The organism is Thermoanaerobacterium sp. CMT5567-10, from assembly GCF_030534315.2.
Taxonomy (GTDB): Bacteria; Bacillota; Thermoanaerobacteria; order Thermoanaerobacterales; family Thermoanaerobacteraceae; genus Thermoanaerobacterium.
Genome location: NZ_CP130558.2, coordinates 2,851,586 through 2,868,355, shown reverse-complemented (window position 1 = coordinate 2,868,355; position 16,770 = coordinate 2,851,586). Strand labels below are relative to the sequence as shown.

18 protein-coding genes are annotated in these 16,770 nt (G+C 32.9%); 2 read left to right on the top strand and 16 right to left on the bottom strand.

Annotated elements, in window-relative coordinates; translation table 11 throughout:
• Positions 1–23 precede the first annotated feature (23 nt).
• Positions 24–830 (top strand): undecaprenyl-diphosphate phosphatase, encoded by an 807-nt coding sequence (locus tag Q2T46_RS14640; protein ID WP_303264889.1) that lies wholly within the window; start codon positions 24–26, stop codon positions 828–830.
• A 49-nt stretch (positions 831–879) separates the two neighbouring features.
• On the opposite strand, the gene Q2T46_RS14635 is transcribed toward Q2T46_RS14640, so the two are convergent.
• From Q2T46_RS14635 to Q2T46_RS14620, 4 genes are all read right to left on the bottom strand, one after another.
• Positions 880–1,401, bottom strand: a complete 522-nt coding sequence (locus Q2T46_RS14635) for an O-acetyl-ADP-ribose deacetylase (protein ID WP_303264890.1) — start codon at positions 1,399–1,401, stop codon at positions 880–882.
• Between the two features lie 67 nt (positions 1,402–1,468).
• Positions 1,469–2,119 (bottom strand): ABC transporter substrate-binding protein, encoded by a 651-nt coding sequence (locus tag Q2T46_RS14630; protein ID WP_303264891.1) that lies wholly within the window; start codon positions 2,117–2,119, stop codon positions 1,469–1,471.
• Between the two features lie 49 nt (positions 2,120–2,168).
• On the bottom strand, positions 2,169–2,903 hold the full coding sequence (locus Q2T46_RS14625; RefSeq protein WP_303264892.1) for a glycerophosphodiester phosphodiesterase: 735 nt from the start codon (positions 2,901–2,903) through the stop codon (positions 2,169–2,171).
• A gap of 13 nt (positions 2,904–2,916) precedes the next feature.
• On the bottom strand, positions 2,917–4,596 hold the full coding sequence (locus Q2T46_RS14620; protein ID WP_303264893.1) for a B12-binding domain-containing radical SAM protein: 1,680 nt from the start codon (positions 4,594–4,596) through the stop codon (positions 2,917–2,919).
• Positions 4,597–4,730: 134 nt separating this feature from the next.
• Here Q2T46_RS14620 and Q2T46_RS14615 point away from each other — a divergent pair, with 134 nt between their 5' ends.
• Positions 4,731–5,957, top strand: a complete 1,227-nt coding sequence (locus Q2T46_RS14615) for a M48 family metallopeptidase (protein ID WP_311062278.1) — start codon at positions 4,731–4,733, stop codon at positions 5,955–5,957.
• Positions 5,958–6,003: 46 nt separating this feature from the next.
• On the opposite strand, the gene Q2T46_RS14610 is transcribed toward Q2T46_RS14615, so the two are convergent.
• The 12 genes from Q2T46_RS14610 to Q2T46_RS14555 form a co-directional block, all read right to left on the bottom strand.
• On the bottom strand, positions 6,004–6,894 hold the full coding sequence (locus Q2T46_RS14610) for a DUF1002 domain-containing protein (protein ID WP_303264894.1): 891 nt from the start codon (positions 6,892–6,894) through the stop codon (positions 6,004–6,006).
• Positions 6,895–6,986: 92 nt separating this feature from the next.
• Complete coding sequence (locus Q2T46_RS14605; RefSeq protein ID WP_303264895.1) at positions 6,987–7,682, bottom strand: hypothetical protein; 696 nt, start codon at positions 7,680–7,682, stop codon at positions 6,987–6,989.
• A gap of 13 nt (positions 7,683–7,695) precedes the next feature.
• Positions 7,696–8,340 (bottom strand): ATP-binding cassette domain-containing protein, encoded by a 645-nt coding sequence (locus tag Q2T46_RS14600; protein WP_303264896.1) that lies wholly within the window; start codon positions 8,338–8,340, stop codon positions 7,696–7,698.
• Between the two features lie 25 nt (positions 8,341–8,365).
• Positions 8,366–9,139, bottom strand: coding sequence for a hypothetical protein (locus tag Q2T46_RS14595; RefSeq protein WP_303264897.1), 774 nt, complete (start codon positions 9,137–9,139; stop codon positions 8,366–8,368).
• Between the two features lie 23 nt (positions 9,140–9,162).
• Positions 9,163–9,894, bottom strand: coding sequence for a hypothetical protein (locus tag Q2T46_RS14590; protein WP_303264898.1), 732 nt, complete (start codon positions 9,892–9,894; stop codon positions 9,163–9,165).
• A gap of 55 nt (positions 9,895–9,949) precedes the next feature.
• A complete protein-coding gene (locus tag Q2T46_RS14585; RefSeq protein WP_303264899.1) occupies positions 9,950–10,780 on the bottom strand; it encodes a hypothetical protein in 831 nt (276 codons plus the stop codon).
• A gap of 76 nt (positions 10,781–10,856) precedes the next feature.
• Complete coding sequence (locus Q2T46_RS14580; protein WP_303264900.1) at positions 10,857–11,261, bottom strand: hypothetical protein; 405 nt, start codon at positions 11,259–11,261, stop codon at positions 10,857–10,859.
• A 340-nt stretch (positions 11,262–11,601) separates the two neighbouring features.
• Positions 11,602–12,288 (bottom strand): DUF4367 domain-containing protein, encoded by a 687-nt coding sequence (locus Q2T46_RS14575; RefSeq protein WP_303264901.1) that lies wholly within the window; start codon positions 12,286–12,288, stop codon positions 11,602–11,604.
• Positions 12,278–12,820, bottom strand: coding sequence for an RNA polymerase sigma factor (locus Q2T46_RS14570; RefSeq protein ID WP_303264902.1), 543 nt, complete (start codon positions 12,818–12,820; stop codon positions 12,278–12,280). Before Q2T46_RS14570 ends, Q2T46_RS14575 begins: the two co-directional genes overlap by 11 nt.
• 386 nt (positions 12,821–13,206) lie before the next feature.
• Positions 13,207–13,866: a redox-sensing transcriptional repressor Rex gene (locus Q2T46_RS14565; protein WP_303264903.1), complete on the bottom strand. Its 660-nt coding sequence runs from the start codon at positions 13,864–13,866 to the stop codon at positions 13,207–13,209.
• Between the two features lie 75 nt (positions 13,867–13,941).
• Positions 13,942–15,438: an acetyl-CoA hydrolase/transferase family protein gene (locus Q2T46_RS14560; protein WP_303264904.1), complete on the bottom strand. Its 1,497-nt coding sequence runs from the start codon at positions 15,436–15,438 to the stop codon at positions 13,942–13,944.
• A 146-nt stretch (positions 15,439–15,584) separates the two neighbouring features.
• A complete protein-coding gene (locus tag Q2T46_RS14555; protein WP_303264905.1) occupies positions 15,585–16,763 on the bottom strand; it encodes an acetyl-CoA C-acetyltransferase in 1,179 nt (392 codons plus the stop codon).
• Positions 16,764–16,770: the final 7 nt, after the last annotated feature.

Here is a 16,770-nt window from a genome sequence, read left to right as displayed (position 1 = left end):
TAATGGTAAGGAGTCGGTACTTTATGGTTCTTTTGGTTAAAGCATTTATACTTGGTATCGTGGAAGGTTTAACTGAGTTTTTACCTGTTTCATCCACAGGACACCTCATAATAGTAGGTGACTTATTAAATTTTAGAGGTGCATATGCCACAATGTTTGAAGTAGTAATACAGCTTGGCGCTATTCTGGCCATCGTCTATTACTACAGAGAAAAAATATGGAATTCTCTTAAAAATCTGGCTCCAAACAAATGGGGATTTAGATTATGGTTTAAGATTGTCGTCGCTTTTATACCATCTGCAATTTTAGGTCTTCTTCTGAATGATTTTATTGATAAACACTTGTTTTCATCTTTTACTGTATCAATAGCACTTGTAATAGGTGCAATAATGATGCTAATTGTTGAAAATGCCTTTTCTAATTATAAGATTGATGATATGGACAAAGTAAGCACCAAAAAATCTTTTTGGATCGGTGTTGCACAGTGTATGTCGCTTTTCCCAGGTATGTCAAGGTCAGCTTCAACAATAATGGGTGGAATGATGGCTGGTCTATCCGTGAAAGCAGCCGCTGAATTTTCTTTCTTCTTAGCAATACCAACGATGTTTGGCGCAACAGCCGTCTCTCTTCATAAAGGAATTGCTTCAATGACTGCGTTAGAGTGGGAAGCATTGGCAGTAGGTTTTATAATGTCATTTATAGTCGCACTGATAGTCGTTGATAAGTTTCTTTCTTACCTTAAAAGCCATCCGTTGAGACCTTTTGCTTATTACAGGTTGATTGTCGGAATTATCATGATAGGACTTGTCTTAACGAACGTAGTTAAATAATAAAGATTTATTATTAGCAGGCCAATATTTGGTCTGCTTTTTATTTTACCTATAATTCATCATATGCCTTTGAATAAATATCGTAGTCATGGTCGCTAAATAATACAAATCTCACTTCTTTTATGTCACTTTTATCAAGATAATCTGATACAGCCCTCAGTGCTATCTTTGCAGCTCTATCAACTGGAAAACCATATGCTCCAGTACTAATAGACGGAAATGCTATCGTCTTTAAATTGTTCTTGTCTGCTATCTTTAAGCTTTCTATGTATGCACTTGCTAATAAGTTGTCTTCGTCACTATTTCCATCTTTCCATATAGGGCCAACCGCATGTATCACGTAGCTTGCTTTTAGATTACCGCCATGCGTTATTACTGCTTTTCCTGTAGGACATCCCCCTTCTCTCTCTCTGATTTCTTTACACTCTTCCTCAATTACTTTTCCACCTGCTCTATGTATAGCACCATCAACCCCACCGCCACCTAGAAGTCCGGAATTTGCGGCATTTACAATTGCATCGACTTCTTGCTCTGTTATATCTCCTTTTAAAAGCTTTATTTTTTCTTTCACATTATCACCTCGTCAAAATTCACCATAAGCAAGTTTTGAAAATCACAATCATAGTATACATGAAAAACTACTTCATATCAAGAATCCATTTAAGGAATTTAATTGATAAATCTTTGTTCTGTGAATTAGACACAATCGCTATTACTTTGTCGCGGTAATCATATCCTATTTCATCAAGATACTTGTTTTCCTTATTTAAATCAATTCCGTACGTACCAGCCTTAACATCTTTTGAAGAAGACAATCTTTCTGTTTTAAAACCGCTTAAATCCAATTCTTTTATAGAATCAAGATTTATAAATGCACCTTGCTTTGCTAATACATTAAAATTATCCTTGTCAAGTGCTATGACATTAACTTCCTGCGCAGATATTTTTACCATAAGTTTCTGTACAGATGTGGGATCAAGTTGATATTTCCCATCACTACCTTTTGTTAACATATAAAATTCAACTAATGCTTGTTTCTTACCCTTATCTGTACCTAGCAACTCCCTAGTTACAGTACTTTGGAAGCTCATCTCTTTATCAAAGTTTATTGACGTGCCTATTAATGAAAAATCAAAAACATAATCTTTGTTTGTTATAATTGAATTGACAAATGATGCTGTTATTGCAATTACAACAGCACCAACAATTATGTGTATCTTATAATAATCCCATATGTACTCTACTTTTTCTTTAAATGTCATGTCTTTCATCCACTTATTTTGCTTCATATAGTAACCCCCTATCGTGTAGTAACCCCCTATCGTGAAAATATAAGACTTAATTTATCACTTTTTTTAAGTCTATAAGTTTAAGTGGATCATTTGTAATGATTCCATCAACACCAAATCTTAACATTTTCTCCATTGACTCTGCACTATCGACTGTCCAAGGAAATAGTTTAACATTATTTGATTTGCAACCTTTCACAACCTCAGGTATTATATTAATGTAAAAGGGATGAAGTGAATAAGCATGAATCCTATTTGCTATATGCCATGGTTCCACAAGACCGCATTCATATAAAAGACCTATATTTAGTCTTGGCTCAATCTCTTTCACAGTCTTAACACTGTAATGATTGAAGGATGATATAATTACTCTATCCTCAAAATCGTAATCAAATATACAATTCACTAATTTTTCTTCAAGCCCAGTGTACAAGATTATACCGCTTTTTATCTCTATATTCAATAAAACATCCTTATTTTTTAAAAGTTCAAAAACCTCTGGCAGAGTAGGAATCTTTTCACTAGCAAACCTTTTGCTGAACTTTATCCCTGCACTTAATCTTTTTAATTCACTTAGCGTATAATCTTTGACATATCCTATTCCATCAGTAGTTCTATCAACTCTCTCATCATGTATTACAACCAAATGACCATCTTTGCAAAGTTGCACGTCAAGCTCAATGCCATCTGAGCTGATCTCAACAGCTCTTTTGAAAGCCGACAATGTATTTTCTGGTGCATTCTTGGAATCACCGCGATGGGCTATGACTAGTGTTTTAGGCATAATATCAATCTCCTTAAACATAAATTTTTGCACAATAGGTCCTGCCTTTCAAATGCAAAAAAACAATATATACGCTTTTATTACTCTCTCCCAAAATATCATGTTTAAAAAACCCTATTGAAATATTTTTGCCTTTCTCTGCGCTGGACATATTTTTCGCCAAAGGCAAATTATTTTGCAACCATTCATCATTGTGTAATAGCGATTTTACATTGTCAGGTATTTTCTGATGCAAATCTTTTAAACAATCCGGATAAGCTTTATTGTTTGTTGAGTACATGTAATCATATCGCAAATAGTCCCCTAACAGTTCAGAATCTATTCTTTTAGAAACAGCGAATTTGTACATTATGTCAAATAAATCATTTAAAGAATGTCTTCTGCTAAATAAATTGTAACTCTCCCAATAATCGTACATCGATTTATATAAGTCAAAAGGTCCATCATAAAAGCTTAATAAGAAATTTAATGTTTTATTAAACCTTCCAGAGTTGTAATACTTATCTACCAAAAAAGCTATACTTTTTAGTTTGTAAAGTTCGTAATACGACATTGTACTTGTCTTTAGAACCTCATATGGTGCATCACTTCTAAATTCTATACAGTATTTATCTGCATTTTTTCTTAAATCCGTTCCTTTTAAAAGCTTTAAAAATCCCAACTGAATCTCATCTGGATTTAATTTGTAAACATCATTAAATGAATTCGCAACTGATTTAAAGCTGTCACCTGGCAGTCCCGCAATCAAATCCACATGTACCTTTATACCGGCGTCCACAATAAGCTTTATACCGTTCAGCGCACTCTCCACGTCTGGATTTCTAGATACTTTTATAAGCGTGCTTTTGTTTGTCGTTTGAATGCCGACTTCAAATTGAATTCTATCTTCTATGCCTTTTAAGCTGTCTATAAACTCTTTATTGATTAATTCGGGATTAACTTCACAGTGAAATACTGTATCGCCTTTCAATCCTCTTATTATGTTCAGTATCTCTATCGCCCTCTTTATATTGCTATCAAAAGACCTATCAATAAGCTTTACAATCTTTGCACCCATTTTTGATAATTCATTCAAGTCAGCTTTTACTTTTTCAATGGTTGCATATCTCAGTTTATTGTCAAGCGATGACAGACAATATGAACATCTAAAAGGGCATCCCCTTGACGTCTCATAGTATACAAGTCTATCTGAAATTTCTTCATCAGAGTAAGGAAATGGAATATCGTCTAAATTAACATAATCAGCTTTTGCCTTCACTATTATACTTTCATTGGTCCTATAAGCTATGCCATCCAAGTCATCTATATTTCCTCCCGTACAAAACCTTGCTAAAAGTTCTTTAAAAGTTATTTCACCCTCACCTAAGACAATAAAATCTATTTGACTAATTTTTAGCAAGTTTTCTGCATCGTAGGATGCTTCCGGCCCACCGAGAACTATGACTATTTCTTTTTTTACTTTTTTTATATATTCACATAGCTTTAAAACCTTTTCTATGTTCCATATATAGCATGAAAAGCCAACCACATCAGGCATCTTTTTTAATATTTCATATAATACATAATCAGTGTCATCATTTATTGTCATTTCTAATATCTCTATCTCCATTGGCTTACAGTACCACTTGATATTTCTTATGGCCAAATTTGTATGATAGTATTTAGCATTTAGCCCAACTAATAATGTCTTCATTTCTACACCCCTAGAAATAATCTAATATAATTATAGCATAGTAAAATCAAAATAAAGCAATAAATAATTTAATTTTCGATACGCATATAATATAATATATTCATAGTAATTTTTGAAGAAGGGATGAGATAATATTGAGCGTAAAGTTTAACAAAATATGGTTTTTGCTAACTTTTATAGCATTGTTGTCTTCTTCATTATACATATATTACACATTATCACCAAACACTGTTTCCCCTGATGTTTACAAGTTTTTTTCTCATTACACAGTAGAAAAATCTATACCATATCACAAAGCAAATAGAATAATAAATATCACTTCATTTTTAGTCCAATTAATATTTCTATTATGGTTCGTCTTTGGAGGATTTGCTTTGCGGCTTTCAAAAACGTGTGAAAGACTTAGCGGAGGAAATTACTATGTAGGCATCTTCATGTTCTTCATTGTATTGTGGGCGATCTTAAAAGTTTTATCATTGCCTTTCAGTTTGTATTCATTTAAGCTACAGGTAAAATGGGGATTCTCAGTACAAACACTTCAATCTTGGTGGATAGACTATATAAAAAGCTCAGCCATCGACATTGTACTATCTGGAATCGGAATAATATTATTATTCTTTGCGATAAATAAATATCACAGAACATGGTGGATATTAGCATCTATCTTTCTTACAGCCATGCTTTTTTTGCAAAATTTTATATGGCCATCATTTATCGCTCCTATGTTTAATAAATTTACACCTGTTACTGACCCTGTTATTTTAAATATGGTAAATGATGTATCAAAAAACGCAGGAATAAAAATAGACAGAGTTGAAGAAATGGATGCTAGCAGGAGGACTACACTAGCAAATGCATATTTCTACGGTTTTGGCAGCACAAGCAAGATCGTTCTTTATGATACATTATTGAAAAAATATCCTCAAGATGAGATAAAAGCTGTAATAGCCCATGAAGCCGCTCACTGGAAAGAAAATCACGTTTTAAAAAGCATCTTAATGGGCTCAATAGGAATTTTCATAATGTTTTTCATATTTAACATTTTATTAAAAACAAGTGTAGTACAAACACACAGCATCAAGTACGGACCATTTGTCATATCCTTGCTTTATCTATTTTTGCTTTTGATTAACTTTGATACAAATCCAATTCAAAATTATATCTCTCGTCAAATGGAAAGGCAGGCAGATCTGCTTTCAGTTCAATACCTGCATGATAAAGATGTAGTCATTAAGCTTCAAGTTGACCTTGCAGAAAAAAGCTTGTCTGACATTGAACCACCAAAATTTATAGAGTGGTTTTCTTACACACACCCAAGCGCCATAAATAGAATAAGAGCCATTGAAAAGTCAAAGCTATAAAGTAAAATAAGGATGGTCATCATCCTTACTTTACTTTAATCAATATTTACAGCAAGCTTAACAGTTTATTAATGATATTTTGAAAAAACTGAAGAATTACCTTTATTACGGATTTTGATTCAGGATTTTTATTTACAAAGTCTTTAAATGATGTAGTAAGATTGTCAAGTCCGCTTTTGACTTTATCCCAATTTATATTGGCATTTTGTAATTTTCGAAGCAGTGAAACCAGACTGTTTATTTCGTCTTGCGTCAAAGTTATTCCTAGACTATTTGCAGTATTCTGTATTAAGCTTCTAAGCTCTGCATCAGAAAGTTTCCCTGTCTGTTTAGACATCTCTTCTTTAAGCCTTTTTAAAAGCTCAACCGCCTTTTCCTTATCACCAATCTTGTCGCCAATCTGACCTGTAGTAACCATTTCTTCATTTGCAATCTTCTTGACATCATCGCTTATAGGTTTTCCTGTTGCTTCCTCATAAGCTTTGATTATCCCCGTAAGCGCTGCTGTTCCTGAAACAGGATATGGAGCTGAAACTTTTATATCGGCATCTTCTACACCTGCTGTTATCAGAGCATTTTTGTACATATCACTAGTAACCCATGTTATATTATGGGTAGTTACGTTTAAACCCGAACCTTTTTCTTTAAATGTGATTAATGAAGATGATATTGCCTTAGAACCTATAACATTTGCAGGCAAACTACCACCTAAATATTTATATTCCTCCTGATTAGTAACTTCTATAATATGTAATCCATTTGTGTCATTTAGATTAAAATCTTTAAGAATCTGATTTCTCTGGTCATTTGTAAGATCATGTCCAAAAGTCAAATACCGAGTACCTGGACTTGTATCTGCTAATGCGACGGTGAAAAATGTTGTAAAAACTAGTAATATTGTTACTGTGATCTTAAGATGCTTCATAAATTTCGGCATCAGCTACATCTCCTCCTAAATTTTACTTCCCTAAAATTATAATCATTTTATTTATTTTTGTAAAGCCTCCCTCTTTTATAGGCGTTTATTATTTATCCCCCACGAATCATTTCTTCTACGTCGCTTTTAACATTAAGATAAGTTTCTAATATTTTCGAATTTGTAGTAACAATATCCATATTCCTTATTTCGCTAAAATATATACCTTCTTTTAATTTCTCCTCTGATATAATCGATGTATTTGTTTCTTTAATAGTATATTTTCCAAAAATAGTTGAAACAGGCATATAGCTAATTTTTTCCTTACCTTTATATTTATACCCATTAGGAACCTTCAATTTTTTTAAAAAGAAAATGTACTCTTGATCATCAAGCTGCATAATATAGCCATCCGGCATATAGACTTCATCATTCCCTAAAAAAGTCGGCTCGTAGATATAGATATTTTCACCCTTTTTTAAATTATCGTTTTTATATATTTCTAAAATTTGTACCTTCGTAAGCAGGGCCTGATTAAGTAGTTTTCTTTCTTTTAAAGGTTTGACTTTAACAATAACATCTGCTTTTTCTTTTAATTGAGAAAGGCTTCTAATATTATTATCAAAGTATATTTCCGACAGCCAACCACCATCCTCCTCCAAAGCAATCCTGTATCTGCTGATTTTATCCGGAAGTCTCTTAACATCTACATTATTTACATAAGAATTTCTCGTTAGTATTCCCAATGCAATACAGATAATCAAACTAAGACTTATTGTTAATATTAATAGTGAGTTTTTACGTTTCATAAAATCCCGCTTTCTATTTTATATTGTTAGTGATAAGTTTACCGTCCTGCATCTTATAAATATCATCAGCTAATATTTCTATATCCTGTTGATTATGGCTTGCTATTAAAATTGTTGCTCCACGAGTTTTTTCTTCCAGTAGAAGATTTCTGACCATCATGATACCTTCTTCATCCAAAGCATTTGTCGGCTCGTCTAAGATGATTAAATCCGGTTTCTCCATGATAGCCTGAGCAATACCTAATCTTTGCTTCATTCCTAAAGAATATTTTTTATAAGTACGCCTGTCTTCCGGGTCAAGACCCACCCTTTTTAGAGAATTTTTTATATCTTCATCATTTACAATATTTTTTATAGATGCCAACACTTTTAAATTTTCATATCCTGTATAGTAATCCCAAAACCCAGGATATTCAATTATAACACCTATGCTTTCTGGAAAAGACATATCTTTGTGTAATGTCTTATTGTCGATCTTAATCACCCCGGATGTTGGTTTAATGAGTCCGCATATAGCCCTAAAAAGCATGGTTTTACCGGAGCCATTTCTCCCACAAAAACCATATATTTTGCCCCTGTCTAAAGAAAGATTAATATTTTTTAGTATTTCTCTGTCTTTAATTGTTTTATTTAAATCAACTATTTCTATATACTTCATGGAATACTCCTCCTTTTAAAATTCTCTAATATATATCCATATTCTTCAATCTAAAATTGCCATATACAATTAAAATCATCGAAGCGACAATTAGGTAGATTGCTGAAAATAAAGGTGAAAAGTTTTGGACAGTAAATCGAAATGCTTCCTGATATTTATCTGCAATATCCCCGAAAGAATGCCATGTAAGGATGCCTTGGCTCGGCGGAAGATATTTTATTAAATATATTTTTGAAGCATCAAATTGATACAGAAATCCAGCAAATAGAATTAAAAATATATTAAGAAAGATCGTAAAAAAGTAGCTATAAGTTACCTTCATCCTTAACGCTCCGATATTTATCAAGGCAACATAAAAGAAGTTTAATAAACATACCAAAACAAATTCGGTAAAAATAATAGTCAGACCAATATATCCACGGCTTGGGGAAAGACCTTTTATAATTCCAATTAACGCTACAAATGTAAACTGCACAAAATAATACATTGCAACATTGCAAAATAACTCAAGCACTCTTCCCAGCATCCAACGGTATTTCTTTTTCGTCCTTGTAAAGATATATGCCCCACTAGTTTCAATACTATCGGAAATATAATCTTTCAGCAGATATGTTAGATGAATCTGCGGTAAAATCCAAATAATTACTGGAACAACATATATTATGCTTTCAATTTCCAAAAAACCATACGATAGCAATAATAACCCTTCTAATGTATCAAATCCGTATGATCTAATCATGTTTAAATAATAAATGCCTAAAAAAAATGCCAAAGGTAGTCCACTCAGAGCCCCTTTCATAAAAGGCAGCATCCTTAATCGCATTATTGTACCCCCCAATAAATATCTTTATCCTTACTTATAGCTGAGCCTAATTTGTAAATCAATATATAAATAAATACAAGCCATATCAAATGTAATACACTTATATTGTCAAGCATAAGAAACATATATTCCTCCAAAGTAGCAAAGTCAAATGATAATAAAGATTCTAAAACATTTTTGACAAGGTTCATCATGGCAAAGATCACATAAGTTATGATAAATCCAGCATACGGTCGCTGTGTTTCCAATGATATTATGCTGTATACATTCCCAAGTATCAAAAAACCAAACAGCTGAAAAAGGCATCCAAAAAACATATAATTTAAAAAGCTAAAATTAATCTGCGAACTGTGACCACTAAATAAAATAACTCCAATTACTATAATGTTAATTACAGCAATGTAAATTATAGAAAAAAAACATGTCCCCCAATTCTTGTCTGCCCACCATTCCCTTACATCTTTATACTTCAGCAGCACTTCACATTTATCCATGTCATCACTAATCAACCCTATAATTACCAAAAATGATGGTATGATTACAAACATTACGACGACGTTTTGGAAAATACCATGGTATACTATAAAAGAAAATTGACCTTTTGCTTGATTCAGAATTCTACAGTATTTATAGCAATACAAAACGCCTATTCCAAAAATCGGAAGCAGACACAGGTAAAATCTATGGGAAAAAAAGAGCTTTTTGCATAGTATCCTATGAATTGACTTCATATGGTTTTACATAACCTCCCTCTTATTGTTCTTAGGACTCATGCTAATATAAGTGTCATGCCTGTATTTCCGGCTCGTCCTTGAAACCTTTATGTATAATCAAGGCTACGCTAGAAATAAACAATGCTGCAATCCAGAGAAGCATTATTGCAACGGATCCTGTACCTCCGGCTGCTAAAAGGCTTTCAATTCTGTTCTGACCTTCTCCAATAAAACTTAAAACAACTTCTTGAAGAAGATATGTAATAAATATACCGCCTATCACCGACAGCCTGCTTTTTTTATAAATAAAATACAATGCGTATGCTAGCAGTGCAAATAAGGAAGCAAACAGCCCAATAATCGCCATATGTAGCAAATTATAGAGGAATGGTGCCTGTATTCTAAGAAAATCAAAGCGATTTTCCTGATGGTAGTTTTGAAATCCTATATCATAAGGAGGAAGAGACTGGTTATTGTCAAATCCTTCAGTTGGAAAAGCGATAAAGCATAAAAATTGGTTGACAGCTAGAGGTATGAAAAATACAGCAAAGACTGTTGTAAAGATAGCAATTGCCTTTGCTATTATATATTTTCTTTTGTCTATCCTTGTTATAATACTTTTGTAAATTCCCCTTTTGCAGTCTAAATAATATGAATCGGAATATACCATAGTTGCTATCAAAGGCAGCAAAAGTAATTCTGTCGTCAATACAAAATAGGACTGCACACTCTGTATAATACAGGACTCATATGCAGATCTTACATAGCTCAACTCTTGCCCGAAAAATTCATAACAGTCAATAACATAGCTTCCTATTGATAAGAAAAACAGAATCATAAAAACGATCTTAAATTCTTTACGTTGCATGCAATTTTTAATTTCCAATAAAATTATGTTTTTCATATCATCACCTCACATTTATTTGCTTTATCTTTTTAAAAGATTTCTCAGATAAAAGGTGGATATGCTCTATTACAGACTACTTGAAGTCTACTTCACCGGTGACAAATGCATTAGAAGTTTCAAAATGGTAATTCTTGAGTCCCATTTTTACTTGATCATCCTTGTCAAGATTATAACCACTACTAAATTTAATAGTAGTAGTGTTTCCTTCATTTTGAGTATAGTCTGGTGATATTTTTGTACTGTCAGCCTTTGCAGCCCAAAAGATTGCTTTATCGGTATTGGTAAAAGTTATGACATGATTTTTAATGTAATCTTCATTGGTCTCTTTGTCATGTGTATTTGTATAATTAGCTCGCTGAAAACTGTACAAAGCATATGCCTGATACCCTTTGTAATCTGCAAAAACAATTGAAGGAATTATCATAGCAAAAACTAAAGCAGCAATTAACAGAGACTTTAAAGCCCTTTTCTTTAGCATATTATATAACCCCCCTTAAAAATTTGAACATATCCACCCATACATTATGACAAATTAAATGTACATTTTGTGACAAGAAACACAAATATGTTTTTGAAGGTTTCATCGCTAATTAAAAATTTGTGCAGGCAAATGTCTAAAATTATTAATTTTGAAGTTTCGTATATAAGTAGAACAATAAGGCTAACAATTATCTGTTATAGTGTAGTTTCATAAATCCTGATATGCAAAAATCAGCTGTAATTTGGTAGATGGAGCAGATAGTACTTTGTGTAAAAAGTCCATTTTCTCCTATCTAGCATTCATTTTATATTCTGTAACAATAGCTGTATAAGAAAGCTCATCTTCCGCCGACAGATTCAACGCTTTCCGCAATCTTAAATATAATATCCTTGTCCAGTGTTGACGACACCATAAACATATACGTATCATCATACCAGATCAAGTTTTGAACACCATGATTTGAATAATATTTAGCAGGCAGTCCTTTTAACTTAAGCTCCTCCAGCTTTACTCCTTCGGTATTTATGTGCATAGAAACATTTTCAATCCGCTGCTGGTTGTAGGATATAAAGTCATCACCTTTTTCATACTCCAGCAGAATAAAACCATCCTTCTCACTATTAGATAGTTTGAAGCCTTCAGGTATATAAGTTGGCATGTATATCGTAAATCGTTCATCATTTGCTTTGTTCGATTGCGTTCCCTCAAAAAATATATGCGTGTATTTTTCATAGATTTCGGTTATAAATTTAAATACCTCAGCACGTACAGCTGCTATGCTCATTGCTGACGCAAACAGTATAATAATCGCAGCAATAAGAATGACTACCCGCCTGCGCCAAAATATCTGCCTTCTAATCAGCTTGCTTTTTTTGCTTTGGCGAATAAGTACATTCATTTTTCTTTCAAATTCATGTGAAAACTCATGTTGTATTTCGTCATCGTTCGGCAGAGCTTCTATCTCATATCTATCGGCTCTTATAACCGCACTTTTTAACATTTCATCTGTAAATTTATAAGTCATCGACATGTTCCTCCTTCCATAAAATTTCCTGTATCTTAGTTTTTGCTCTTTCAAGCCGTTTTCTGACTGTTACCTCAGAAATATCCAGTGTTTGGGCAATTTCTGCGTTTGAAAATTCCTGAACATATTTCAGAATCAGCACATCTTTGTAAATAATAGGCAACTTCATTACAGCCTTTGTAAGATTATCCATCTCTCCTATTTTACTGACTGCCTCATCCGCAATACTATATTCAATCTCTTCAAGAGGAATGGTCACGTGATTTTTTCGCTTGTTATACAAGTTGATAGCATAATTCTTTACTATAGTAACAATATAGCTCTTTGTTTTGTAACAATATACATCTCCAACTTTATCAAAATTCTCAATTATTTTTATAAATGCATGATGAACGGCATCTTCCGCCAGATACTCATCTTTTAAGACCTGGTTTGCCACATAAAACATCAGCTTTTTATATGTTACATAAAGCAGTTCGAATTTGTTTTTATCATCTTCAGTATCGAATATAGATAAATAGATTAGCAGCATTATATCACCTCACTTTTTACCAAAAAATTCATTTCTAAAACTATTTTAATCGAAAATTCCGCAAGATTAAATCTACCTGTATTTATTTGCCCTTTGAGATTTTAATCTATAATTTATGATTCCACTACAAAAAGTTTTTTGAACTATATAAGAATATTTTGAATATTTCATAATATGATACCATAAATAAAAATTCAGTTACATAAATTGTCATAATAAACTTACATGAAAAAATTTAATAAAAAATAGAGACAAATGCTCACTTTTATGGTATTAATATATTGCTGTACCATAACAATATTAACCATAGGAGTGGAGCAAATGTCTCATAATAAAGAATATCAGAAAACTCATCAATAATCCAGTACTTAATGAAATCAAAATTATTATTTTTCTTCCTTAATCCTATTAAATAAATCATCTTCATTTAAACGATATGATAATGTAAATAAGCTATCACTTAGCTGAACATTTTCAAGTATCACATCGTCTGCCACTTTCAGATCAATAGACGAAAAATTCCATATAGCTTTGATTCCGCATTTTGTCAGACGATCTGCTATAACTTGAGCATCGTCTTTTGGAATGCAAAGTACAGCTATGTCTATTTTATTTGTAGCTAAAAAATCCTCTAGTATATCAATATTCATAATTTTTGCATCTCTTATTTTTATTTTAAAAAGTCTTGGATTTATGTCAAATATGCCTTTTAAATTAAAACCAATTTCTTCAAAATCCATATAGTTAGCAATAGCTTGACCTAAGTTGCCTGCCCCAATTATAATTGTATTGTATGTTTTATCAAGGCCCAGTATTCTTTTCAATGCATTGTAAAGTTTTATAACATCGTAACCATAACCTTGCTTTCCGAAGTTTCCATAATTATATAAATCCTGCCTAATTTGTGATTCACTAACACCAATCTTCTCACTTAATTCACTTGAAGATATCTTATTTACATTATTTTTTTGTAGTTCTTTCAAACATCTATAATAGGATGGCAATCTTCTGATTACATGCATCGACACAATCGACGTTTTACTCATAAAATCACCCCTTCATTGCTATTGGTAGCAATACTGATTACACACTGTCACAAGTGGTGGGGTTTATTTTAAAATTCATATCTTCATATTTCCAGTATTTAAACATCTTGTATGCCACAAAAACGCTTCATCCAGCAAATTTGGTGTTTGCACAGCACCATGTCTTTCAATCGATCTTTCATAGTAATCCATTAGAGCATCTTTATAATCGGGATGCGCACAATTTTTTATTATCACCATCGCTCTTTCCTTTGGACTCAACCCCCTTAAATCAGCCAGTCCTTGCTCAGTTACTATCACCATGACATCATGTTCTGTATGATCTACATGCGATACCATCGGCACTATGCATGAAATATTATCATCTTTTGCTGTTGATGGTGTAGCAAAAACTGATATATAAGCATTTCTAGTAAAATCTGCTGAACCACCTATGCCATTCATCATTTTTGTGCCTAATATATGTGTAGAATTTACATTACCGTATATATCAACTTCTATTGCCGTATTAATTGATATAACTCCAAGCCTTCTAATTACCTCAGGATTATTACTGATCTCTTGTGGGCGTAATATTATTTTTTCTTTATATTTATTTATATTAGTATAAAATCTTTTAAGTCCTTCTTCTGAAAGGGTCAATGCTGTTCCAGATACTTTTTCTATCTTATCTGCATCTATTAAGTCAAGAACGGCATCTTGTATTACTTCAGAATACAAATTTAAATTGTTGTATTTTAATTCAATAAAACCAGCTAATACGGCATTGGCTACATTTCCAACACCTGACTGCAATGGAAGAAATGTTTTAGGAAGTCTTCCGTGTTTTATTTCAGTTTGAAGAAAATCTATAAGATAATCTGAAATCTTTTTTGATGTTTCATTTATACTTGTAAGTTGTAACGTTGTATCTTTCATATCTGAAAATACAACTGCAGCTATTTTATCTGGATCGCATGGAATATACGGAATACCTATCCTATCACTGACTTTCGTTATTGGTATTGACTCTCTATATGGTGGATCTTTTGGCTCGTATATATCGTGCATTCCTTCAAGTTCAATAGGCTGTGATGTATTTATTTCTACTATGACTTTGTCGGCCATACTTACAAATGTGGGTGAATTACCAACAGACATTGTTGGAATGATGTTACCATCTTCTGTTATAGCAGTTGCCTCAATAATAGCGAAATCAATTTTTCCTAAAAAACCATATCTTATTTGTTGTGGCATATGACTTAGGTGCATATCAATAAATTTAACTGAACCATTATTTATAGCATTTCTCATGTCCTTATTTGTTTGATATGGAATTCTTTTATCGACTAAACCTTCCCTTGCAAATTCACCGTCTAATTCATCGCCTACTATTGCACCTGTATAAAGATTTAACTTTATCTTTTCATTCTTATATCTTTCAGCAATTGCTAACGGTACTGCTTTAGGACCACCTGTTACAAAACCGCTTGTACCTATTGTCATACCATCTTTTATCAATGAAGCTGCTTCTTCTGCCGACATTACTTTATTTCTAATCATATCGCATCTAATTCTTTCTTCTATATCCATAAATAAGCCTCCTATACTGGATTACAATCTTTAAATAACTCAATAAAGTATTAATAATGGTAAAAACCACATATGTATTATATTTTTACATATGTGGTAATTATTATAAATTTATTGAAATTATCAACTCAGCAAATATATGTGTTTTACCTTTCTACAACCATTGCGATTCCCATTCCACCGCCGATACATAGTGTTGCAAGTCCAATATGAGAATTTCTCTTTTGCATCTCATATAAAAGCGTTACTAAAATTCTACATCCGCTGGCGCCGATTGGATGACCTAATGCAATTGCACCACCATTTACATTCACTTTATCAATATTAAATTTTAGTTCTTTTGCAACAGCTAATGACTGTGCTGCAAATGCTTCATTTGCTTCAATTAAATCTAAATCATCTACAGTTAAATTAGCTTTTTCTAGTGCTTTTCTTGTAGCGTATACTGGTGCAATTCCCATAATACTTGGATCAACACCTGCATAACCAAATGATTTAATCGTTGCTAATGGTTTTATTCCAAGTTCTTCAGCTTTTTCTTTCGACATTACAACTACTGCTGCAGCTGCATCGTTAATTCCTGACGCATTTCCAGCAGTTACAGTCCCATCTTTTTTAAATGCTGGTTTTAATTTTGCAAGTGCCTCAATTGTCGTATTTGCTCTTACATGCTCATCAATCTTAAATTCTATCGGATCGCCTTTTTTCTGTGGTATCGTTACAGGTACTATTTCATCTTCAAATTTTCCTGATGATATAGCTTCTGCTGCGAGTTTTTGGCTCCTATATGCAAACTCATCTTGCTCTTCCCTTGTAATATTATATTTTTCAGCTACATTTTCAGCAGTGATTCCCATGTGATATTGGTTAAATACATCCGTTAGTCCATCATATACCATTTCGTCTACAAGCTGTCCATTGTTCATCCTGTATCCAAAACGCGCATCATTTAGAACGTATGGCGCTCTTGACATATTTTCCATTCCACCGGCTACAACAATGTCAGCATCACCAAGCATAACTGCCTGAGCAGCAAGTGTCACAGCTCTAAGACCTGATCCACATACCATGTTCACAGTCATAGCCGGGACTTCTACCGGTATACCTGCTTTTATCTCGGCTTGTCTTGCAGGGTTCTGTCCCAAGCCCGCCTGCAATACATTTCCCATTATTACTTCACTGACGTCTTCAGGTTTCACATTGGCTCTTTTTAATGCTTCTTTTATTACTACAGCACCTAAATCTACTGCAGGTACATTTAGAAGCGTTCCACCAAATTTCCCGACAGCAGTCCTTACACCACTTGCAATAACTACTTCTTTCATGATATTC